The sequence below is a fragment of the Labrys sp. ALF-8 genome (assembly GCF_059699065.1).
Genome location: NZ_AP048538.1, coordinates 751,673 through 771,722, shown reverse-complemented (window position 1 = coordinate 771,722; position 20,050 = coordinate 751,673). Strand labels below are relative to the sequence as shown.

Genomic DNA, 20,050 nt, shown 5'->3' with positions numbered 1-20,050 from the left:
GCAACACCACCTTTGCCGCTCTCACGCCAACAGCATTCTTCGATTTATTTTTCAAGGGGTTATTCGAATTTGTCGAGAGTGTGTTCAGAAGCGGGAAGGGCGCGCTCCCGCCGCTCCGTCGATGGGGGAACCGTAGCCGGTGCATCCAAGGCGGGAGTCTCATCGGAAATATGCATTCCGGTACGCCGGCGGTCCGTCATGGCGCGTGACGAGGCCCTGTCATGATGGCTTGATTCCACAGACACCCGTCGCGCAGCCGAAGAAAAACCTGCGATAGTCAACCTGCAACCCTTCGTCCCGCAGCATCTGGGCGAACGCCGAGGCATTGCCGAAATTGGTGCTGTAAGTGCCGATCATCGAGAAGTCCTGGGCGCCCTTCAGCAGCAGCCGCTCGACAAGCGGCAGCACAACCCTGAGATGAAAAAGATAGAGTGGGCGTAGCCACCAGCCTTTGGGATCGGAGGCTTCGATCATGGAGAACGCCCCGCCGGGCTTCAGGCATCGCGCCACGAGGTGTGCAAGCCGGGCGTGCTGTTCTGCATTGAAGGTCTTCAGGCCGAAGGTCGAGATGATGAAATCGGCGCTATCGGCAGGCAGATTGCTTGCCAGCACGTCGTCCTCGACAAAAGCGATCTTGTGTACCCTGTGAACATGCAGGCGCTTCATGGCGCGTCGTGCATGCCCGAGGAGATATCGACCGCGGTGATGGCGGAGACCCCAGGAAAACGCTTCAGGAGGTGAGGCCAGACCTCCCCCGTGCCGGCCATGAGGTCGTAGCCGGTCGGCGCCACCATGCGGAGGGGCGGCAAGGCCTCGACGCATTGCCGCCTCCAGCGTTCGGTAAAGCCCAGGGAGCAGAATGTGCTGAAGGCGATGTATTTCCCGGAACAGCGGTCGAAGACTCCTTTGACGAATGCGGCATCGTAGATGTCTTTATCCGCCTCCGGCTGCTGGGACACGGGAGAGGCCGCCGCGTCCGCTTCACTCACGGCAGCAGAATCGACGAACCAGTCGTCGCCCTGCCTTGGAGTTCCTCATGCGCCTGCCGGGCATCCTTCAAGGCATAGCGCTGATTGACCGGAATCCTGACCTTGCCCGAGGCGACCACGTCGAAGAGGTCGTTTGCCGTGGCCAGCAGGTCGCCGCGCTCGGCCACATAGGTGTTGAGCGTCGGGCGGGTCGCGAAAAGCGAGCCCTTTTGAGCCAGGGTCAGCATCGGAACGGGCTCGACCGGGCCGGAGGCATTGCCGAAGGAGACCCACATGCCGAGCGGGCTGAGGCAATCCAGAGAACCGGGATAGGTGTCCTTGCCGACGCCGTCATAGACCACGGCGCATTTCTTCCCGTCGGTGATCTCCGCCACGCGCTTCACCCAGTCCTCCTTGCGGTAGAGAATGGTGTGATCGGCTCCGTTTGCCCTGGCGAGGTCCGCCTTTTCCTCCGACCCCACCGTCCCGATCACCACGGCACCGAGGGACTTGGCCCACTGACAGAGGATGAGGCCGACACCGCCGGCGGCGGCATGCACCAGCACGGTCTGGCCGGGTCCGACCTTGAACGTCCTGCGCACGAGATATTGCGCCGTCATCCCCTTGAGCATCATGCCAGCGGCCTGCTCGTAGGATATCGCCGCGGGCAGCGGGATCAGGCGGTTTGCCGGATAGGTGCGCTCGACGGCATAGCTGCCGATCGCCCCCGAATAGGCGACCCTGTCCCCGACCTTGACCTCGGACACCCCCTCCCCAACCGCAATCACCTCGCCGGCGCCCTCCGCGCCGAGCGTGAAAGGCATGGTCGGAGCCTTGTAGAGGCCGGCACGGTAGTATGTATCGATATAGTTCACGCCGCTTGCATGATGGCGGATCAGCGCTTCGCCTGGGCCTGCCGCGGCGGTGGGGACGTCTTCATACGTCAGCACTTCAGGGCCGCCGGTTTGGTGAACGCGGATCGCTGCGGGCATGGCACTACCTATCGATAATGGAAATCAGGACGTCTGTGATTGCGACTGGGCCTTGGCCCGGGCGCGCCTCTGCTTGACCAGGACGTTGACGGTTTCCACACCGGCCGCGAACGCCATGGCGAAGTAGATATAGCCGCGCGGAATATGCATGCCGACACCATCGGCGACAAGAGATACGCCAATCAGCATCAAGAATGCGAGAGCCAGCACCTTCGTGGTCGGATGGCGATGGATGAAGCCCCCGATCGGCCCCGACGCCAGGAACATGAAAGCCATGGCCAGGATCACCGCCGCAATCATCACCGGCAGATGCTGGGCCATGCCGATGGCCGTGACGATGGAATCGATCGAAAAGACGATATCGATCAAAGCCACCTGCAGGATGATGCCGGTGAAGGCACCACCTGCCGCGGCCTGCGGGGGGCCGCCGCCATCATGCTCGAATTCATTGTGGATTTCGTGCGTGGCCTTGAACAGCAGGAACAGGCCGCCGGCGATCAGGATGAGATCGCGCCAGGACAGCCCCTTGCCCAAGAGCTCCAGCACGGGTTCGGTCAGCCCGATCAGCCAGCTCAGGCAGAAGAGCAGCACCAGCCTGAACACCAGCGCCATGAGGAGCCCGAGGGAACGCGCGCGGCGCGCCTCCGCCGGCGGCAGCTTGGAGACGAGGACCGAAATGAAGACGATGTTGTCGACACCCAGGATGATTTCCATGGCCGTCAGCGTGACGAGCGCGGCCCAGGCTTGCGGATCACTGAGGAGGTCGATCATGCGTCGGTGCTGTCCGGAAATAGCCGAGAATGAGGAAATAGAGCCCGATGATGCACAGGCCCCAGACCACCCACGGTGCCGGGTCCATGTTCTCCCAGATCGCCGTGATGGCCAGGATCGACCATACCACGAGAAAACTCAGCGTTGGTACTCTTAGCTTCGCTACACGCAGAGGATGTACGAACACGAAGGATGCGAAGGTCAACAGGCCGAGCGCAAGCGTCACGAGGAAGATGATCGCCATCGAAAGCGTGGTGGGTTGCGCGGGGCTCAACAGAAAATAGTAGAAGATGATCAGGTTCCATACCGCCGGAAAGCCCTTGAACCAAGCATCCTCGGTCTTCATCTCGTTATCGGCGAAATACATGGCGCTGCTGAGCAGGATCACCGCCATCGCGATCAGATTGAGCGGATGACCGGCAGATCCCAACATGCCTGAACTGTAGAGGGCGTAGGCCGGAACGATCACATAGGTGAGATAGTCGATGATGAGGTCCAGCGCCGTGCCCGACCAGCGGGGTGCCGCCTCCACCACGTTGATCTTGCGCGCGATCGTGCCGTCGATACCGTCGACGAACAGCGCCAGCGCCAGCCATCCGAACATGGTGCGCCAGTCCTGGTGCGCAGCCGCGATCAACGCCAGGAATCCCCAGAACACGCCGCTGGCGGTAAAGATGTGGACACCGAATGCAAGCCACCGGCGTTCAGGGCTTATCGGTTCACCGGGCGTCTGGGGAGAAGGAGCAGGCAACGCAGATCAGATTCTTTACTGTGGGGCCGTCATCATATCGCCACATAGCGTCGGCGCTAGAACATTTTTGTCCGCTCCCGACTTACACCCATAAAAAGGACATTGCGTAAGGCCGAAAATCGAATGTCCTGCGGGCTATCGGGCCCGCGGATCTGCTTCGGCAAAGGCTGGCTGCCGTGCACTTTCCAGGCCGCACGAGCAAGCTCCCGCCTCTTCGTAACGGGGCATCGTCGGAACGCCCCCACACGCTGGAGCGTTGACACGGTGCCGTCGCGGGACCATCAACTCCGGTGCCTCCTGCCGCTCGGTCAACGGAATTGTCGCGCATGTTCTCCGCCGCCGGCGATATTCTCGGCGCCCCTCTGTGGTTCTGGGCGGTCTTCGCGACTGCCATCGCCGCCGTGCTGATCTTCGATCTCGGTTATCTCAATCGCCGCGTGCGCGTGCTTTCGCTCGGCCAGTCCCTGGCCCTCACGGCGGGCTACAGCCTTCTTTCAGTCCTGTTCGGGCTCGGGGTGTGGGCCTATTTCGGGGCTGACAAGGGCTCCCTCTTCTTCACCGCTTATGTGCTCGAACAGTCGCTGTCGATCGACAACGTCTTCGTGATGTCCGTGATATTCGGCTTCTTCGCCGTGCCGCGGGAATATCAGCACAGGGTGCTTTTCTGGGGCATTGTCGCAGCCATCGTGCTGCGCGCCGTCTTCGTCGGCCTCGGCGCGGCCATCGTCGGCGAATTTGCCTGGCTGCTCTATCTGTTCGGCGTCTTCCTGGTCGTCACGGGCCTGCGCATGCTGCTGAACGGCGAACAGCAGGTGGACCTCGGCCACAACCGTGCGGTGCAATGGCTGATGCATCACCTGCGCATGACGCGCGACTTCGAAAACGAGCGCTTCTTCGTCTATCGCCTTGATCGCCAGAACGGCAGGCTCACCCGGTATGCCACGCCTCTGTTCGCCGCCTTCATGGTGATCAACATCGCCGACATCGTCTTCGCGGTCGACAGCGTGCCGGCCGTGCTGTCGCAGACGCAGGATCCCTTCATCGTCTACACGTCCAACATCTTCGCCATACTGGGCCTGCGTGCGCTCTATTTCGTCATCGACGCCCTGATCGCCAAGTTCCGCTATCTCAAGCCGGCGCTCGCCTTCCTCCTGATCTTCATCGGCTTCGTGATCTTCTACGAGCGGCTGGTGGGTGAGTTCGACAACGTACTTACCATGGTGATCACCTTCGCCGCGTTGGTCATCGCCATTCTCGCCTCGGCCATCATACCGAGGCGGGCATAGGACTGGGTCGCATTCGCCGGGCTGGTTCGGCGTGGATCCCGCCTCGCCTGATGCGTTTCACATTTCGATCGCACCGCGGCGGCGGCGGAGGTGGGAACCGGAATGAAAGTCGCGCGCTTCGATCCGAAGGTGACCCGCGCTTGCACCACCCGGGGCAACATAGCCCTTGCACGGAGAGTGCAATCTGTGTATGGACCCGGCTTCGCTTTGGCCGGAGGCTGAACGGATGGCCGTGCTTGCGCGGCAGGAACTTCCGGGTTCCGTCATCCCGTGTCTTCGCCCTCTGGGACAATCCTCGCCGGCCTGTAGGGTCACGAGGGGCTTCGCGCCGGGCGATATGTTGTAACTTCAAAGGAACAGGCCGAATATGCCGAATTACGAGCATGTCTTCCTGGCCCGCCAGGACGTCACCTCGCAGCAGGTCGACGCGCTGACCGCTCAGTTCAAGAGCGTCATCGAAGCCCATGGCGGCACCGTCAGCAAGACCGAATATTGGGGCGTCAAGTCGCTCCAGTACCGCATCAAGAAGAACCGCAAGGCTCACTTCACGCTGCTCAACATCACCGCTCCGGCCGCTGCGCTGGCAGAGGTGGAGCGCCAGCAGTCGATCTCCGAGGACGTGCTCCGCTTCCTCACCCTCGCTGTCGACGAGTTGGAAGAAGGCCAGTCGGCCATGCTCCGCAAGTCCGACCGCGATGATCGTCGTGACGACGACCGTGGCTTCGGCTTCGGTGGCGGCGGCCGTGGCGGCCCGGGTCGTTTCGGTGGTGGCGGTGGTGGCGGCGATCGTGATCGCGCCCCGCGCCGTGACCGTTTCGAAGGCGCCGCTTCTGAAGAGCAGGGAGAAGAGTAATCATGGCTACCGCACCTGGGCGCCGCCCCTTCTTCCGCCGTCGCAAGACCTGCCCGTTCTCGGGCCCGAATGCGCCGAAGATCGACTACAAGGACGTCAAGCTCCTGCAGCGCTACATTTCCGAGCGCGGCAAGATCGTCCCTTCCCGCATCACGGCCGTCTCGGCCAAGAAGCAGCGTGAGCTGGCCCAGGCCATCAAGCGCGCCCGCTTCCTGGGCCTGCTGCCCTACGTGATCGGCTAAGTACACTTCCGGGCGGGACAGCTAGCTCCCGCCCGTCCTATCAACGACAGTCAGCCGGTTCGCCGGCCATGGCTGGGGCAAATGGATCCCGATCCAAAGCCTCTAACCGCGACAGCGGGACAGCTCGACGATGCAACGCGATATTCTCATTGGCCTTGCTGCCGGTCTGGCAGCCGCCCTCCTCGTCCTCGCCATTCTGAGCGGGTCGATGCTGGGATTCGCGCTTCTCCTTCTCGCACCGCTTCCCGTCACGCTGGCAACGCTGAGCTGGGGCTCTCGCTCCGGACTGGTCGCCGCCGCCACCGCGATAGCAATTCTGGCCGGCCTGGCGGGCATTCGCCTTGGGCTGGCTTTCGGCGTTTCGATGGCGCTCCCCGCCTGGGGGCTGGCCTATCTCGCCCTTGCCGGATTTGCCGCAACGGACAAGGGACAGGGCCGGATCTCGCTCGGCTCGTTGATCGTCGTCGCGGCATTGCTGAGCACCTTCAGCGCGCTCTTCACGATGCTCTCCATGGGTACCTCCTACGAGAACGTCGTCGAATCGACGGAAAAGGCGCTTCAGGAGATGCTGCGTGACGCGCCCGTCCCGGCCGGCACGGACACCACTGCCTTCGTCCACAATTTCAGCCGGTTCATGCTTCCGATGTCGGCAACGCTGACCACGATCATGAGTGCGGGCGGCCTCTGGCTTAGTGGGCGCATCGCGCGGATGTCAGGCCGGCTGCCGCGCCCCTGGCCCGACGTCGCCGCCTTGCGCCTGCCGCACTGGCTGCCGATCCTCTTGGGGGGGCGCGTGCGTCGTGTCGCTGCTGCCTGGGGGGTTCGGCTTCGCCGGCCAGTTGCTGCTGTGCTCCCTGATCGGCGCCTTCATCGTTCAGGGCTTCGCCGTTGCGCATTACGCGACCCGCGGTAACGCCGCGCGCCCCATGATCCTCGGCCTTGTCTATCTGCTCCTCCTTTTCCTGAGCTGGATCGTCCTGGCGCTGGTGGCGCTGCTCGGCCTGATCGACCTCTTCTTCAACATCCGCGGCCTGCCCGGCGGCCGGTCGCAATCCCCGAACACAACGAACTGATATCAAATCTAAGGAGACCAACATGGAAGTCATTCTGCTGGAACGCGTTTCCAAGCTCGGCCAGATGGGCGAGACGGTGAAGGTCAAGGACGGCTACGCCCGTAACTTCCTTCTGCCCAACAACAAGGCCTTGCGCGCCACGAAGGCCAACAAGGAGCGTTTCGAGAAGGAGCGCGTGCAGCTCGAAGCCCGCAATCTGGAGCTGAAGAAGGAAGCCGAAACCGTCGCGACCAAGCTCGACGGCCAGACCTTCACCCTCATCCGCCAGGCTGGTGAAACCGGCCAGCTCTACGGTTCGGTCAGCGCTCGCGACCTCGCCGAAGCGGCAACCGCCGGTGGCTTCACCGTTTCGCGTTCGCAGTTCGTGCTGAACACGCCGATCAAGACCATCGGCCTGCACAAGGTATTCATCCACCTCCATCCGGAAGTTGAAGTCGCGATCAGCGCAAACATCGCCCGCTCGCCTGAAGAAGCCGAGCGCCAGATCCGCGGCGAGGACGTGCTGGCCCAGACCGACGAGGACGAGGTCGCCTACGAGAACCCGGAAGACGTCGAGATCCCCGGCGTTCCCGGCACCGGCGAACAGCCGGAAGTCTGATCCGGTTCACCTTTTCGAAAGTCAAAGCCGGGCGGTCTACCGCCCGGCTTTTATTTTTGCGCGCTGTGGATGGATGTGAATTGGCGCGGTTGCGGCGAGAGGCGGAGTCTTGCGTGATACACTGCCGCCTCATCGAATCACGGTTGTCCGATCGCCATGCCCGCACCTGCCGAAGCCACAGTCCATAAGCTCGAACCCAGCCAAGGCGCGCAGCCATTTCGGCAGGCACCCCACAATGTGGAGGCGGAACAGGCGCTGCTGGGCGCAATTCTCGTCAACAACGAGGCCTTCTACCGTATCTCGGACTTTCTGCTGCCGGAGCATTTCTTCGATCCCTTCCATCGAAAGATCTTCGAGATCACCTCCAGCCTCGTGCGGGCCGGCAAGATGGCGACACCGGTGACGCTGAAGACTTTCGTGGGCTCGGACCAGGATATCGGCGGTGGCCTTACGGTCTCCCAATACCTCGTTCGCCTCGCGACCGAAGCGACGACGGTGATCAACGCCGCCGATTACGGCCAGATCATCTACGACCTCGCGGTGCGCCGATCCCTGATCCAGGTAGGCGAGGAGATGGTCAACACGGCCTATGACGCGCCGGTCGAGATGGCACCGGCAGACCAGATCGAGGAGGCCGAGCGGCGGCTCTTCGCCCTGGCCGAGACCGGGCGCTCCGACGGCGGTTTCTCAAGTTTCGCGGATGCGCTGAAGGATGCCATCGACATGGCGTCCGCCGCGTATCAACGCGACGGGCACCTGTCGGGCCTTGCGACCGGCCTCGATGATCTCGACCGGGTGATGGGTGGCCTCCAGCCGTCCGACCTGATCATCCTCGCAGGCCGTCCAGGCATGGGGAAGACCTCGCTCGCCACCAATATCGCCTACAACATCGCCAAGCACTACAAGGTCGAAGTCCAGCCCGACGGCGCGCGCAAGACCCTCGACGGCGGATCGGTCGGCTTCTTCTCGCTGGAAATGTCGGCAGAGCAGCTCGCCACCCGCGTGGTCGCCGAGCAGGCAAACGTGCCTTCCTACAAGATCCGCCGCGGCGATCTTTCGGAGGAGGAGTTCAGCCGCCTCGTGACGGCCAGCCAGGACATGCAGACGACACCGCTTTACATCGACGACACCGGCGGCATCTCGATCGCACAGCTGGTTGCGCGCGCCCGCCGTCTCAAGCGCCAGCGTGGCCTCGATCTCCTGATCGTGGACTACATTCAGCTCCTGACCGGTTCCGGCAAGAAGGGCAGCGAGAATCGCGTGCAGGAAATCACGGAGATCACCACTGGCCTCAAGGCCCTGGCGAAGGAACTGAACGTGCCCATCATCGGCCTCTCCCAGCTCTCTCGCCAGGTGGAATCACGCGACGACAAGCGTCCTCAGCTCTCCGACCTTCGCGAGTCCGGCTCCATCGAGCAGGACGCCGACGTGGTGATGTTCGTCTTCCGTGAGGAGTACTACGTGAAGAACAAGATGCCGAAGGAAGGCACGGAAGAGTTCTTCAAGTGGCAGGCCGAGATGGAGAGCCTGGCAGGCGTTGCCGAAGTCATCATCGGAAAGCAGCGCCACGGGCCTACCGGCACCGTGAAGGTGCAGTTCGACGCCGATGTCACGCGCTTCGGCAATCTGGCGCGGGCCGACCATCTGCCCATCCAGACGGGAGAATAGCCCGCAGCAGCGGTTCACCCTTCCGTGGAATGGCGGCGGCCACCCCGCCGCTTCGCGGATTGCATGGCGGCGGCGACGCTACCGGGACTTCCGCAGATCGTCGGGGCGCCCTATTGTCGCCTCATGACCGATTCACGCCCCGCTGCCTACGCCCGTCTGACCATCGATACGGATGCGCTCGTCTCAAATTGGCGCCTGTGCGGCCGCCAAAGGCCCCAGGCCGAATGCGGTGGCGTCGTAAAGGCCGACGCCTATGGGCTCGGCATCGAGAATGTCGTGCCGCTATTGAGCCGCGCTGGCTGTCGCACCTATTTCGTCGCCCATATCGAGGAAGGCGATCACGTCCGCCGTCTCGACAGGGAAGCGACGATCTACGTCCTCTGCGGCCTCGTGCCTGGCCGCGCCGACGATTATGCCCGGCACGGCCTGCGCCCCGCCCTCGGCTCGCTGGAGGAACTGCGGGAATGGTCCGCCTTCTGCGCCAACACGGGCTGGCAAGGCGGCGCGGCCCTGCATGTCGATACCGGCATGTCCCGCCTGGGCCTGCGGATGGAGCAGGCGCAGGCCCTCGCAAACGAAGACAACCTGTTCAGGCCGTCGCTTCTCATGAGCCACCTGGCCTGCGCGGATGTTCGAGACCATCCCATGAACGCCCGGCAGTTCACGGCTTTCTCGGCCGCGCATCAGTTCTTTCCGGGCGTGCCCGCTTCCCTTTGCAACTCGTACGGTACCTTCCATCCGGCCGATATCGGCTATGATCTGCTGCGCCCCGGTGTGGCTCTCTACGGCTCCAACCCGGTCCTCGACAGGCCGAACCCCATGAAGCCGGTCGTCACCCTGGAGGCGCAGGTGCTTCAGGTGCGCACAGTCCAGCCGGGAGAACATGTCGGCTATGGCGCCACCTGGACCACCCGCACGCCGGCACGTATCGCCGTGGTCGGCATCGGCTATGCCGACGGCTATCTCCGCTCGGGCTCCTCGTCGGACGATTTCGACAGTGCCATCGCCTATGTCGGCGGCCAATATTGCCTGATAGCCGGACGCATCTCGATGGATATGACCGCGATCGATGTCACTGCGCTGCCCGAGGATACGGTCAAGCGCGGCGACTGGGTGGAACTGATCGGCCCTCACCTGCCCGTCGATGAAGTCGCCAGGCGCGCCGGCACGATCGGCTACGAAATTCTCACCAGTCTCGGCGCTCGCTACGAGCGCCGCATCACCGGGGAAGAGGCAGCCTGATGTTCGACCATATCGGCTTTCCGGTCCGCGACTTCGGCCGTTCCCGCGCATTTTACGACCAGGCGCTTGCCCCGCTCGGCTATTCTGTCCAGATGGAAGTTACCGCTGATGAAACCGGCGGCTCGGCGCATGCCGGCTATGGAGCCGACGGCCATCCGAAGTTCTGGATCGGGAATGGCGACGTCAAGGGAGATCGCTTCCATGTCGCCTTTGCGGCCGACAATCGGGCGACCGTGGACGCCTTCTACAAGGCGGCGATCTCCGCCGGCGGCACCGATAACGGCCCGCCCGGCATTCGCCCGCATTACCATCCGAACTATTACGGTGCCTTCGTGCTCGATCCGGACGGACACAATATCGAGGCCGTCTGCCACCTGGCGGAATAGTTCCTCAGCCTTTCGGCGGCAGCTGGCTTTCGTCCCACCACGCAATGCCTGGAGCAGAGCGCGTTCAGGTTTTTCGACGCGTCTTTGCGTCTTGCCGATTCCTTCAAACCCAAGACGCTCTAGGGACTGCTCTGCTTGGCGGCATTGCGGGCGAGTTCCGCATCGCGCCTCCTGCCGCGCAGCCAGTCGCGATAGACGCTGAACTGCTGGTCGGCGAGCACGCCGATGAGGATGACGGCGCCCATCACCGCGAAATTCAGGGAACTCGGGATACCCAGGAGGTTCACGAGGTTCTGCAGGATCTGCAGCAGGATGGCCCCGAGCACGATGCCGAAAATGGAGCCTTCGCCCCCCCGCAGCGAGCAGCCTCCCAGCACAGCGGCGGCGATGCCGTACAACTCGTAGAAATTGCCGTGCGAAGCCGGCGACACCGAGCGGGTGTACATCACGAAATAGACGGACGAGAGCCCCGCAAGGCCGCTGGCGATGATATACGCCGCCGCGATGACGCGGCCGGTAGGAATGCCGGAGTAGCGCGCCGCCTCTTCGTTCTTGCCGACGGCGCAGAGGTAGCGGCCGAATACCGAGCGATGCAGCACGATACCCATGATGATGGCGACGATGATGAACATCACGAAACTATGCGGCACACCGTAGGTGCGGCCGGTCGTCAGCCATTCAAGGGCCGGGAAACTCTGGCCGAATTCGAAACCGGCCGTGCCGTCTCCCGTGTACCACCGTGCAATGCCGCGATAAAGCAGCAGGCCGCACAGGGTGACGATGAAGGGCTGCACCCGCATGCGCAGGATCAGGAAGGCGTGTATGGCACCGATCGCCATGCCGGCCAGTACCATCAGGATGAGCGCGAGCCCCCAATTGAGCTGGTGATTGCTGAGGAGGTCGATGAAGACCACGCCAAGCAGGGCGAAGAGAGAGCCCACCGACAGATCGATGCCGCCTGTAATGATGACGAAGCCCGCGCCGATCGAGTAAAGACCGAACAAGCCGATCAGATTGGCCGTATTTGATACGTTGATGGGCGAAATGAAGCGTGGATTGAGATAGGCCGTCACGACCCCAATCACGAGGATCAGCACGAACAGACTGATATCTTTCTTCAGCATGACAGACTTTCTCAGTGAACGCTGTGGCCGACGGCAAGTTGCATGATGGTTTCTTCTTTGAAATCCTTGCGAGCCAGGATGCCGGCGATGGCGCCTTCATGCATCACCGCCATGCGATCGCTGACCCCGATGACTTCTTCCAGGTCGCTGGAGATCATGAGGATGGCGACGCCACTGTCCGCCAGCCCGCGCATAAGGTCATAGATCTCGGTCTTGGCGCCTACATCGACACCGCGGGTGGGTTCGTCGAAGATCATCACGCTGGGGCGCATGGAAAGCCACTTCGCCAGGACGACCTTCTGCTGGTTCCCTCCGGACAGAGTGCCCACCTGCCTCGCCACGCTCTCCGCCTTGATGCTCAGCGCTCGACGCTGCTGCTCGGCATTCTTGGTCTCCTTGCGCCGGCTGATCAACGCGAAGCTGGCATAGGACATCAGGTCGGGCAGCGAGATATTGTTGACGATGCTCTGGTCGAGGATCAACCCGGATTGCTTGCGATCCTCGGGCACGAGATAGATGCCGTGTTCGATGGCATCGCGCGGGGTCGATATCCTGACCGCCCTCCCCTCCAGTCGCATGCCGCCGCCGACCAACCTGTCGATGCCGAACATGGCGCGCGCCAACTCCGTCCGCCCGGCGCCGATGAGGCCGGCGAGGCCCAGGATCTCGCCCCTGCGAAGGGACAGGTTGACCGGCTGGCCGGGATAGCTCGAGGTGCGCAGTTCAACGAGTTCGAGTACCGCGTCCCGCGCCTTCGAAAGCGGCGGCGTGTAGAGTTCCTTGAGATCACGGCCGATCATCAGCCGGATCATGGCATCATGCGTGACATGCTCGCGATCCAGCGTTCCGACCATCCGGCCGTCCCGCAGCACCACGACACGATCCACGCACTGCTTCACCTCGTTGAGACGGTGGGAAATGAAGATGACCGCCACTCCGCTCGCCCTGAGATCCCTGATGATGTCGAGCAGGCGGTTCGTTTCGGAGATCGTGAGGCTCGATGTCGGCTCGTCCATGATGACGACGCGCGCGCCCAGGGACAAAGCCTTCGCAATCTCCAGCTGCTGGCGCTGCGCGATGGACAGCTCCGCCACGAGCGTATCCGGCTTGAAGTCACAGCCGACGCGCTCGAGCAGCGGCCCGGTATCCTCGTGGAGCTTGCGCTTGTCGATCAGATGGAGCATGCCGCCGGACCTCGGTTCGCGCCCGATGAACACGTTGGCCGCGACATCGAGATTCTCGAAGAGGTTGAGTTCCTGGTGCACGAAAGCGACGCCGGCCGCGAGCGAGTCCTTGACCGTCAGAGCCGTGTGTTCCTTGCCGTCGAGCCGGATCACGCCGGTGCTCGGCGATACCACACCGCCCAGAACTTTCATCAGGGTCGACTTGCCCGCGCCATTCTCACCGATGAGACCCACCACTTCGCCAGGCGAAATCGAAAGGCTTACCCCGCTGAGAGCCTGGACGCCGGGATAGGCCTTCCCGATGCCGACCAGCTCAAGAAAGGGCTGCACCATTCTCGACCTCCATGCTGCGCATCTCGCGTCTGCTTGGGCCGAGGCAGTCATGGCCCATCACTGCCCTCGGCATTGCATTATTGGAAGACAACGGCGGCAGGTTAACCTGCCGCCGTGTTCATTTGAAGCTAGCCAATTGAAGCAGGCGCCAATTATTTGCCCTGCATTTTCTTCAACTGCGCGGCATAATCGTCGACGTTGTCCTTCAGGATCGTCTTCGTCGGAACGATCATCAGGCCGTCCCCCGGGATGAAGGACTTGTCGCCCTCGAGGATCTTGGCCATCGCCTTCATGCCCTGGTAGCCCCATTCGTAGGGCTGCTGCACGACGGTGCCTGCGACCGTGCCTTCCTTGACGCCGCCCAAGGTGATCGGATCATCGTCGAAGCCGGTAACCGTGATCTTGCCGAGGGCTCCCGCTTCCTTCAGCGCCTGATAGATCTGCGGGATGTTGTAGGAGTAGATGCCCAGCATGCAATCGATGTCGGGATTGGCCGTCAAGGTGTCCTCGACATTGCGCTTGGCGCGAGACTGGTCGATGTCATCGGCGCGCACGTCAACGATCGTGATCTTGGTCCCGGCGATCGCTTCCTTGATGCCCTCGATGCGCTCGCGGGCATTGTCGGCGCCGGGCAGACCGACATAGGCCATGCACTTGGCGCCGTCGGGGCGGGCCTTCTTCAGGATCTCACCGACCTGCTTGCCGGCCAGCACGTTGCTCGAACCGATATAGGCGACGCGTCCGCTCTTGGCAGCGTCGCTGTCCGTGGTCAGCAGCAGCGTATGGGAAGCGACCCTGCTGAGAGCGTCGGTTTCGGTCTTGGGATCCACTGCGGACACCATGATGCCGGCGACACCAGCCGAAACGAGATCGTCCATCAAGCGTTCCTGCACAGCGGCGGCGGACTGCTCGGGATACTTGAATTGCAGGTCGTAGTTCGGCAGTTCCTCCTGCGCCTTCTTCACGCCTGCCTCGGCGGCCTTCCAAAAGTCAGACGCGCCATTGGGTACGAAGACCAGCGTCTTCTTGTCGGCGGCCTGTGCGCCGATGGCGGTCGAAGCGAGAAGGGCGGCAACGGCGCCCGCAACGATGATGTTCTTCATGAACAACCTCCCTAGGATCTTGTTTCTTTGCTGATATTTCGCGGCCGCATGCTCCGGCCGAATCGTCGGCAATCCCGGCTCGCCGTCCTCCTCTGCTATTGCCACCCGGAGCATTCTTGACGCGGCCGAAGTCGGGGCCGCCGTTATTTGTCTTACTATTATCCAGGCATTACGGATTTGCAATCTTTGTTGAGCGGCTCCCGACAGAAAATGCGGAGCGTACCTCAAACACGCGGACCGTGTGTTTCTCGATCATGCAACAATAGCGCGAGCCGCCACCGTGCACCGGGGCTACTTCTTTTCGAGCATCAACTGGCCGCGATGCTGGATCGCGCTCTTTGCCTTCTCGGCGAGGACGGACAGCAGAAGAGGCAGCATGACGCTGACCGTAACCGTGGTCTCCGCAACGTCGATACTGCCGGAAACGGTCTGCTTCAGGGCGGAGATGCGGAAATCCAGCTTGTCGGCCGTCCATGTCTCCTCCAGCACGGTGAACTGGCCGGCATAGGTGGATCGCAGCTGCACGATCCCTTCCTTGATGCGCTTGAGAGCAGACTCACGGCCGAGGTTGTGCGGAATGGTGACGGTGAGCGGTCGTGACATGGTGCCTCTGGTCCGGAAGGAGCATCGATCTTCTGATATAGGAAAACCGGATGGCACTCCGCAAGCTTGGCCGGGGCTGGTCCAGGGTGTCGCGACAATACCATTATATTTCAATCGGTAGAGAATGTTGCATTACAAGCTGGATGAAGTTTGATCAGACTCGTCACAGGCGCTATGAGGGCTCATGGCCAAACGTTCCTCCTATATCTGCCAGAACTGCGGCACCGTCTATCAGCGCTGGCAGGGCAAGTGCGATGCCTGCGGCGAGTGGAATACCATTGCCGAAGAGACGGCTGCAGTCGCTGCCGTCCCGGCCTCGCAGCGATCGAAGGGACGCGGTCGGGTCTTCGCCCTCGAAAGCCTGACAGGAACCACGGACGAGGCACCGCGCCTGGTCTCGGGCATCAATGAACTGGACCGAGTCACCGGTGGAGGATTCGTACGAGGATCGGTCCTGCTGCTCGGTGGAGATCCCGGCATCGGCAAATCCACCCTGCTCATCCAGGCCTGCGCGGCCCTGGCCCTAAGGAATGCCCGCGTCGTCTACATATCCGGCGAAGAAGCCGCCGCGCAGGTGCGACTGCGCGCCGAGCGCCTGGGCCTTGCCGATGCGCCGGTCGAGCTAGCCTCCGAAACCTCCGTCGAGGACATCCTCGCCACCTTGCAGCATGGCCCGTCCCCCCGCCTGGTCATCATCGATTCCATTCAGACCATGTGGACTGACACCGTCGAGTCGGCGCCAGGAACGGTGACGCAGGTGCGAGGCTCCGCCCAGGCGCTGATTCGGCATGCCAAGCGCTCGGGAAGCACCGTGATCCTGGTCGGCCACGTCACCAAGGACGGCCAGATCGCCGGCCCTCGCGTGGTCGAGCACATGGTCGACGCAGTGCTCTCCTTCGAAGGTGACGGGGCGCGGGATTTCCGTGTGTTGCGCGGCGTGAAGAACCGATTTGGCCCGACGGACGAGATCGGCGTGTTCGAGATGACGGGTCTCGGCCTCAGGGAAGTAAGCAATCCCTCCGCCCTTTTCCTGTCCGAAAGGGATCTTGGCTCGCCCGGGACGGCCGTCTTCGGCGGCATGGAAGGCACCCGTCCTCTTCTCGTGGAGATCCAGGCACTTGTCGCGCCGACCAGCCTCGGCACGCCGCGCCGCGCCGTGGTGGGTTGGGATTCGAGCCGCCTTTCCATGGTGCTCGCGGTCCTGGAGGCCCACTGCGGCGTACGGCTCGGCAGCCACGACGTCTATCTCAATGTCGCGGGCGGCCTGCGCATCCAGGAGCCTGCAGCCGACCTTGCGGTCGCGGCTGCCTTGATTTCCTCGCTCACAGGCGCCGCTCTGCCGGCCGATGCCGTCTATTTCGGCGAAGTCTCCCTCTCCGGTTCGGTGCGACCGGTGGCGCATATGGGTGCCCGCCTGAAGGAAGCCGCGAAACTGGGATTCAAGCGCGCGGTGTGCCCGGCGGCGGCCAATGAATCGGGAAATGACAGCGGCCTGCGCATCGATGCGGTTGCCTCACTTGCGACACTTGTTGCGGATATTGCCGCCTCCAGCGAAGGCCAGAAGCGAAAAACCGTGAAAGTCTCGCAATAAAGCGGTGATTTCTCCTCGTTGCGGCGCAGCAAGTGGGTGACGCCGCCTGGAAGCGTCGTTATAGAGGGGCGCGCGTGCCTGAGCGTGTCGACACGCCACAGGGGTTCGTGCCGCCTCGTTCACATCAGGATAGATTGCCAATGCCCGTAACCTTGCTTGATCTGATCGTCATTGGCGTCATGCTGATTTCGGCGCTTCTTGCAATGGTTCGCGGCTTCACCCGCGAAATCCTGGCCATCGCCGCCTGGGCCGCGGCTGCCGTGGCGACGCTCCTGCTGTTCTCCCGCGTCCTGCCCCTCGTCACGCCCTACATCAAGAACGACACCATCGCCCGCATCGCCACCGGCGCCGGGATCTTCGTGATCGTCCTGCTGATCGCATCCTTCATAACCATACGCATATCGGACATGATCCTGGACAGCCGTATCGGTGCGATCGACCGCACTTTCGGTTTCCTGTTCGGTGCGGCGCGCGGGCTGCTCCTCGCCATCGTCGCGTTCATCTTCTTCAGCTACCTCGTGCCGCCGAAGTCCGAACCGATATGGGTGCAGGATGCCAAGTCGCGCCAGCTTCTCATCGCCGGCCGCGACTGGATCCTGTCGCTGCTGCCGAACGACCCCGAGAACGTCATCCTCAAGCAATTGCGCGCCAATGAGGTGATCGGCCCCGACACCACCACTCAGGAGCCGGATCCGGATGCCGCAGGTGCGGCGCCTCCCCAAACCCAGCCTGCCGCTCCGGCACCGGCTGCGCCAGCGCAACCTGCACAATAATGTTTTGCATTAATGCCTGCAGAACCCTCGTCTGCGTGGTAGAAATGCCGATCGGTGATACTATCTAAATGCTATACGGAGCGGCTGGAGATCATTTTCCGGGCCGCTCACCCCTTTTTTGGAGAGCAGCCCAAGTGAACGCAATGTCCCGGGAAAACGCGGTCGCCCCTGAGAATGACGAACTGGACCTCGATGCGGACCGGTTGCGCGAGGAATGCGGGGTATTCGGCATTTTCGGGCACACTGAAGCCGCTGCGATCACGGCCCTGGGCCTGCATGCCCTGCAGCATCGCGGCCAGGAGGCCTGCGGCATCGTGACATTCGACGGCTCCCGCTACAATTCGGAGCGTCGGCTTGGCCTCGTGGGGGACACCTTCTCCAAGCGTGACGTCATCGAGCGCCTCCCTGGCGCCCAGGCCATTGGCCATACGCGGTACTCGACCACGGGCGGAACCATCCTGCGCAACGTCCAGCCGCTTTTTGCGGAGCTGGAAGGCGGCGGCTTCTCGGTGGCGCACAATGGCAACCTAACCAACGGCCTGACCCTGCGCCGCGAGTTGATCTCCAAGGGCTCGATCTTCCAGGCGACATCCGACAGCGAGGTGATCCTCCATCTCGTCGCCCGCTCGACCCGCGAGAAGTTCATCGACCGCTTCATCGACGCTCTCTTCCAGATCGAGGGAGCCTATGCCTTCGTCGGTCTTACCAACCACATGCTGGTCGGCGCGCGCGATCCGCTCGGCATACGCCCGCTCGTTCTCGGCGAGCTCGACGGCTGCTACATCCTCGCTTCGGAGACCTGCGCGCTCGACATCATCGGCGCCCGCTTCTTGCGTGACATCGAGAATGGCGAAGTGGTGGTGATCACCAAGGATGGCGTGGAATCGATCAAGCCTTTTCCCCGTGTTCCCCCGCGCCCCTGCATCTTCGAGTATATCTACTTCGCCCGTCCCGACTCCGTCGTGCACGGACGCAGCGTCTACAGCGTGCGCAAGGCGTTCGGGGCGCAGCTCGCGGCCGAAGCCGGCGTCGAAGCAGACGTCGTGGTGCCGGTTCCAGATTCGGGCGTCCCGGCTGCGATCGGCTACGCCCAGGCCGCCGGCCTGCCCTATGAGCTGGGCATCATCCGCAACCATTATGTCGGCCGTACCTTCATCCAGCCGACCCAGTCCATCCGCGAACTCGGCGTCCGAATGAAGCATAGCGCGAACCGCTCGGTGATCGAGGGCAAGCGCGTGGTGCTGATCGACGATTCGATCGTGCGTGGCACCACTTCGGTGAAGATCGTGCGGATGATGCGGGAGGCCGGCGCCAAGGAAGTGCATTTCCGTATTTCCAGCCCGCCCATCACCCATCCCGACTATTACGGCATCGACACGCCGGACAAGGAGAACCTGCTCGCCGCCCGCATGGATCTCGAAGCCATGCGCGAATATATGGGCGCCGACACGCTGGCATTCCTTTCGGTCGAAGGTGTCTACAAGGGGTGCGGCTACGACCAGCGCGATCCGATCCGGCCGCAGTTCACGGATCATTGCTTCACCGGCGACTATCCGACCTTCCTCACCGACGTGGTCGGCGAAGGCGCCAAGCAGCAATTCGCCCTGCTCGCCGAAGCTAGCTGATGCAAGGCCGGCCGAGGCAGGAATGCCGGCCGGCGATCTCATGGGTTCTCGATGTCTGATCTGTTGAAAGGCCGCCTCGCACTCGTCACCGGTGCATCGCGTGGTATCGGCCGTGCCACCGCACTGGCTCTGGGCGAGGCCGGTGCGCATGTAATCGCGGTCGCGCGGACAGTCGGTGCCCTCGAAGACCTCGACGACGAAATCCGCGCCAAGGGGGGGACGGCCAGCCTCGTGCCGCTCGACATCAAGGATGGCGAGGGCATCGACAGGTTGGGCTACACCCTGTTCGAACGTTATGGCAAGCTCGACATCCTGATCGGCAACGCCGGTGCACTCGGATCGATTTCGCCGCTCGGCCACCTGGAGCCGAAGGACTGGGACAATGTATTCGCCGTGAACGTCACGGCGAACTGGCGCCTGCTCCGCTCCTTCGATCCGCTGCTGCGCAAGTCTGATGCCGGGCGCGCCATCTTCATCACCTCCGGAGCGGCGTGGAAATCCACGGCCTACTGGGGCCTTTACGCCGCCACCAAGGCCGCGCTCAACAGCATCGTCGCCACCTATGCCGCGGAGACGATCAATTCGTCGGTTCGAGCAAACCTGTTCTCCCCCGGCCCCGTCCGTACTCATATGCGCGCCGCCGCAATGCCTGGCGAAGATGCGAACTCGCTCCCGCATCCCACCGAAATTGCCCCTTCGATCCTGCTGCTGGCGAGCCCCGATCTGACCGAGACCGGGGAGATCTACGACATGCGCCAGGGCAAGTTCATTCGCTTCCGGGCGCCGGAATAGCTGGATCCACCTTCGTTCGAGATCGGGGCCGCCCAACCGCGACTTGATCAGAGGCGAACGCCCGCGCTGTCCTGCCGCTGGCGCAAAGCTGC

22 protein-coding genes are annotated in these 20,050 nt (G+C 62.8%); 13 read left to right on the top strand and 9 right to left on the bottom strand.

Going from position 1 to position 20,050, the window contains the following annotated elements; translation table 11 throughout:
* Positions 1 to 219: 219 nt before the first annotated feature.
* The 5 genes from AC6H34_RS23430 to AC6H34_RS23410 are packed head-to-tail and all read right to left on the bottom strand — an operon-like array spanning position 220 to position 3,482.
* Positions 220 to 666, bottom strand: coding sequence for a class I SAM-dependent methyltransferase (locus AC6H34_RS23430; protein ID WP_497540400.1), 447 nt, complete (start codon positions 664 to 666; stop codon positions 220 to 222).
* Positions 663 to 989: a hypothetical protein gene (locus AC6H34_RS23425; protein ID WP_497540399.1), complete on the bottom strand. Its 327-nt coding sequence runs from the start codon at positions 987 to 989 to the stop codon at positions 663 to 665. Before AC6H34_RS23425 ends, AC6H34_RS23430 begins: the two co-directional genes overlap by 4 nt.
* A complete protein-coding gene (locus tag AC6H34_RS23420; RefSeq protein ID WP_497540398.1) occupies positions 986 to 1,960 on the bottom strand; it encodes a quinone oxidoreductase family protein in 975 nt (324 codons plus the stop codon). Before AC6H34_RS23420 ends, AC6H34_RS23425 begins: the two co-directional genes overlap by 4 nt.
* A 24-nt stretch (positions 1,961 to 1,984) precedes the next feature.
* The gene (locus AC6H34_RS23415) at positions 1,985 to 2,731 is read right to left on the bottom strand and encodes a TerC family protein (RefSeq protein ID WP_497540397.1); all 747 of its coding nucleotides are present in this window, start codon (positions 2,729 to 2,731) and stop codon (positions 1,985 to 1,987) included.
* Positions 2,712 to 3,482, bottom strand: coding sequence for a CDP-alcohol phosphatidyltransferase family protein (locus AC6H34_RS23410; protein WP_497540396.1), 771 nt, complete (start codon positions 3,480 to 3,482; stop codon positions 2,712 to 2,714). Before AC6H34_RS23410 ends, AC6H34_RS23415 begins: the two co-directional genes overlap by 20 nt.
* 326 nt (positions 3,483 to 3,808) lie before the next feature.
* On the opposite strand from AC6H34_RS23410, the gene AC6H34_RS23405 reads away from it, so the two are divergent.
* From AC6H34_RS23405 to AC6H34_RS23365, 9 genes are all read left to right on the top strand, one after another.
* Positions 3,809 to 4,768, top strand: coding sequence for a TerC/Alx family metal homeostasis membrane protein (locus tag AC6H34_RS23405; protein WP_448147332.1), 960 nt, complete (start codon positions 3,809 to 3,811; stop codon positions 4,766 to 4,768).
* Between the two features lie 367 nt (positions 4,769 to 5,135).
* Entirely contained in the window at positions 5,136 to 5,621 is a 486-nt protein-coding gene (rpsF, locus tag AC6H34_RS23400) for a 30S ribosomal protein S6 (protein WP_448147331.1), read from the top strand.
* A 2-nt stretch (positions 5,622 to 5,623) separates the two neighbouring features.
* Positions 5,624 to 5,863 (top strand): 30S ribosomal protein S18, encoded by a 240-nt coding sequence (gene rpsR / locus AC6H34_RS23395; RefSeq protein WP_068295067.1) that lies wholly within the window; start codon positions 5,624 to 5,626, stop codon positions 5,861 to 5,863.
* Between the two features lie 130 nt (positions 5,864 to 5,993).
* The gene (locus AC6H34_RS23390; protein WP_497540395.1) at positions 5,994 to 6,776 is read left to right on the top strand and encodes a DUF2232 domain-containing protein; all 783 of its coding nucleotides are present in this window, start codon (positions 5,994 to 5,996) and stop codon (positions 6,774 to 6,776) included.
* Positions 6,777 to 6,789: 13 nt separating this feature from the next.
* Positions 6,790 to 6,936, top strand: coding sequence for a hypothetical protein (locus tag AC6H34_RS23385; protein ID WP_497540394.1), 147 nt, complete (start codon positions 6,790 to 6,792; stop codon positions 6,934 to 6,936).
* Positions 6,937 to 6,958: 22 nt separating this feature from the next.
* Positions 6,959 to 7,534, top strand: a complete 576-nt coding sequence (gene rplI / locus AC6H34_RS23380; RefSeq protein ID WP_448147329.1) for a 50S ribosomal protein L9 — start codon at positions 6,959 to 6,961, stop codon at positions 7,532 to 7,534.
* Between the two features lie 150 nt (positions 7,535 to 7,684).
* Positions 7,685 to 9,202: a replicative DNA helicase gene (locus AC6H34_RS23375; protein WP_497541265.1), complete on the top strand. Its 1,518-nt coding sequence runs from the start codon at positions 7,685 to 7,687 to the stop codon at positions 9,200 to 9,202.
* A 123-nt stretch (positions 9,203 to 9,325) separates the two neighbouring features.
* Complete coding sequence (gene alr / locus AC6H34_RS23370) at positions 9,326 to 10,444, top strand: alanine racemase (RefSeq protein ID WP_497540393.1); 1,119 nt, start codon at positions 9,326 to 9,328, stop codon at positions 10,442 to 10,444.
* A complete protein-coding gene (locus AC6H34_RS23365) occupies positions 10,444 to 10,830 on the top strand; it encodes a VOC family protein (RefSeq protein WP_497540392.1) in 387 nt (128 codons plus the stop codon). Before alr ends, AC6H34_RS23365 begins: the two co-directional genes overlap by 1 nt.
* Positions 10,831 to 10,949: 119 nt before the next feature.
* Here the strand turns inward: AC6H34_RS23365 and AC6H34_RS23360 are convergent, their stop codons facing one another.
* The 4 genes from AC6H34_RS23360 to AC6H34_RS23345 form a co-directional block, all read right to left on the bottom strand.
* On the bottom strand, positions 10,950 to 11,954 hold the full coding sequence (locus tag AC6H34_RS23360; RefSeq protein WP_448147325.1) for an ABC transporter permease: 1,005 nt from the start codon (positions 11,952 to 11,954) through the stop codon (positions 10,950 to 10,952).
* Between the two features lie 11 nt (positions 11,955 to 11,965).
* Positions 11,966 to 13,471 (bottom strand): sugar ABC transporter ATP-binding protein, encoded by a 1,506-nt coding sequence (locus AC6H34_RS23355; protein ID WP_448147324.1) that lies wholly within the window; start codon positions 13,469 to 13,471, stop codon positions 11,966 to 11,968.
* A 152-nt stretch (positions 13,472 to 13,623) separates the two neighbouring features.
* Positions 13,624 to 14,574 carry a sugar-binding protein gene (locus tag AC6H34_RS23350; RefSeq protein WP_448147323.1) on the bottom strand — a complete coding sequence of 317 codons (951 nt, stop codon included), beginning with the start codon at positions 14,572 to 14,574 and terminating at the stop codon, positions 13,624 to 13,626.
* Between the two features lie 291 nt (positions 14,575 to 14,865).
* Positions 14,866 to 15,177, bottom strand: a complete 312-nt coding sequence (locus tag AC6H34_RS23345) for a polyhydroxyalkanoic acid system family protein (RefSeq protein WP_497540391.1) — start codon at positions 15,175 to 15,177, stop codon at positions 14,866 to 14,868.
* Positions 15,178 to 15,361: 184 nt separating this feature from the next.
* Here AC6H34_RS23345 and radA point away from each other — a divergent pair, with 184 nt between their 5' ends.
* From radA to AC6H34_RS23325, 4 genes are all read left to right on the top strand, one after another.
* Positions 15,362 to 16,768: a DNA repair protein RadA gene (gene radA / locus AC6H34_RS23340; protein ID WP_497540390.1), complete on the top strand. Its 1,407-nt coding sequence runs from the start codon at positions 15,362 to 15,364 to the stop codon at positions 16,766 to 16,768.
* 140 nt (positions 16,769 to 16,908) lie between these two features.
* Entirely contained in the window at positions 16,909 to 17,541 is a 633-nt protein-coding gene (locus tag AC6H34_RS23335; protein WP_448147320.1) for a CvpA family protein, read from the top strand.
* A 143-nt stretch (positions 17,542 to 17,684) separates the two neighbouring features.
* Positions 17,685 to 19,166 carry an amidophosphoribosyltransferase gene (purF, locus tag AC6H34_RS23330; RefSeq protein ID WP_497541264.1) on the top strand — a complete coding sequence of 494 codons (1,482 nt, stop codon included), beginning with the start codon at positions 17,685 to 17,687 and terminating at the stop codon, positions 19,164 to 19,166.
* A 51-nt stretch (positions 19,167 to 19,217) separates the two neighbouring features.
* Positions 19,218 to 19,958 carry an SDR family NAD(P)-dependent oxidoreductase gene (locus tag AC6H34_RS23325; protein WP_448147319.1) on the top strand — a complete coding sequence of 247 codons (741 nt, stop codon included), beginning with the start codon at positions 19,218 to 19,220 and terminating at the stop codon, positions 19,956 to 19,958.
* Positions 19,959 to 20,050 lie beyond the last annotated feature (92 nt).

Bases quoted from the DNA above. Each gene is read 5' to 3' on its own strand.
- AC6H34_RS23405 (WP_448147332.1), top strand. From the start codon at position 3,809: ATGTTCTCCGCCGCCGGCGATATTCTCGGCGCCCCTCTGTGGTTCTGG.
- AC6H34_RS23390 (WP_497540395.1), top strand. From the start codon at position 5,994: ATGCAACGCGATATTCTCATTGGCCTTGCTGCCGGTCTGGCAGCCGCC.
- AC6H34_RS23430 (WP_497540400.1), bottom strand. From the start codon at position 666: ATGAAGCGCCTGCATGTTCACAGGGTACACAAGATCGCTTTTGTCGAG.
- radA (WP_497540390.1), top strand. From the start codon at position 15,362: ATGGCCAAACGTTCCTCCTATATCTGCCAGAACTGCGGCACCGTCTAT.
- AC6H34_RS23325 (WP_448147319.1), top strand. From the start codon at position 19,218: ATGTCTGATCTGTTGAAAGGCCGCCTCGCACTCGTCACCGGTGCATCG.
- AC6H34_RS23345 (WP_497540391.1), bottom strand. From the start codon at position 15,177: ATGTCACGACCGCTCACCGTCACCATTCCGCACAACCTCGGCCGTGAG.
- AC6H34_RS23350 (WP_448147323.1), bottom strand. From the start codon at position 14,574: ATGAAGAACATCATCGTTGCGGGCGCCGTTGCCGCCCTTCTCGCTTCG.
- rpsF (WP_448147331.1), top strand. From the start codon at position 5,136: ATGCCGAATTACGAGCATGTCTTCCTGGCCCGCCAGGACGTCACCTCG.
- AC6H34_RS23365 (WP_497540392.1), top strand. From the start codon at position 10,444: ATGTTCGACCATATCGGCTTTCCGGTCCGCGACTTCGGCCGTTCCCGC.
- AC6H34_RS23420 (WP_497540398.1), bottom strand. From the start codon at position 1,960: ATGCCCGCAGCGATCCGCGTTCACCAAACCGGCGGCCCTGAAGTGCTG.
- AC6H34_RS23355 (WP_448147324.1), bottom strand. From the start codon at position 13,471: ATGGTGCAGCCCTTTCTTGAGCTGGTCGGCATCGGGAAGGCCTATCCC.
- AC6H34_RS23360 (WP_448147325.1), bottom strand. From the start codon at position 11,954: ATGCTGAAGAAAGATATCAGTCTGTTCGTGCTGATCCTCGTGATTGGG.
- AC6H34_RS23335 (WP_448147320.1), top strand. From the start codon at position 16,909: ATGCCCGTAACCTTGCTTGATCTGATCGTCATTGGCGTCATGCTGATT.
- purF (WP_497541264.1), top strand. From the start codon at position 17,685: ATGTCCCGGGAAAACGCGGTCGCCCCTGAGAATGACGAACTGGACCTC.
- AC6H34_RS23415 (WP_497540397.1), bottom strand. From the start codon at position 2,731: ATGATCGACCTCCTCAGTGATCCGCAAGCCTGGGCCGCGCTCGTCACG.
- rplI (WP_448147329.1), top strand. From the start codon at position 6,959: ATGGAAGTCATTCTGCTGGAACGCGTTTCCAAGCTCGGCCAGATGGGC.
- AC6H34_RS23385 (WP_497540394.1), top strand. From the start codon at position 6,790: ATGATCCTCGGCCTTGTCTATCTGCTCCTCCTTTTCCTGAGCTGGATC.
- rpsR (WP_068295067.1), top strand. From the start codon at position 5,624: ATGGCTACCGCACCTGGGCGCCGCCCCTTCTTCCGCCGTCGCAAGACC.
- alr (WP_497540393.1), top strand. From the start codon at position 9,326: ATGACCGATTCACGCCCCGCTGCCTACGCCCGTCTGACCATCGATACG.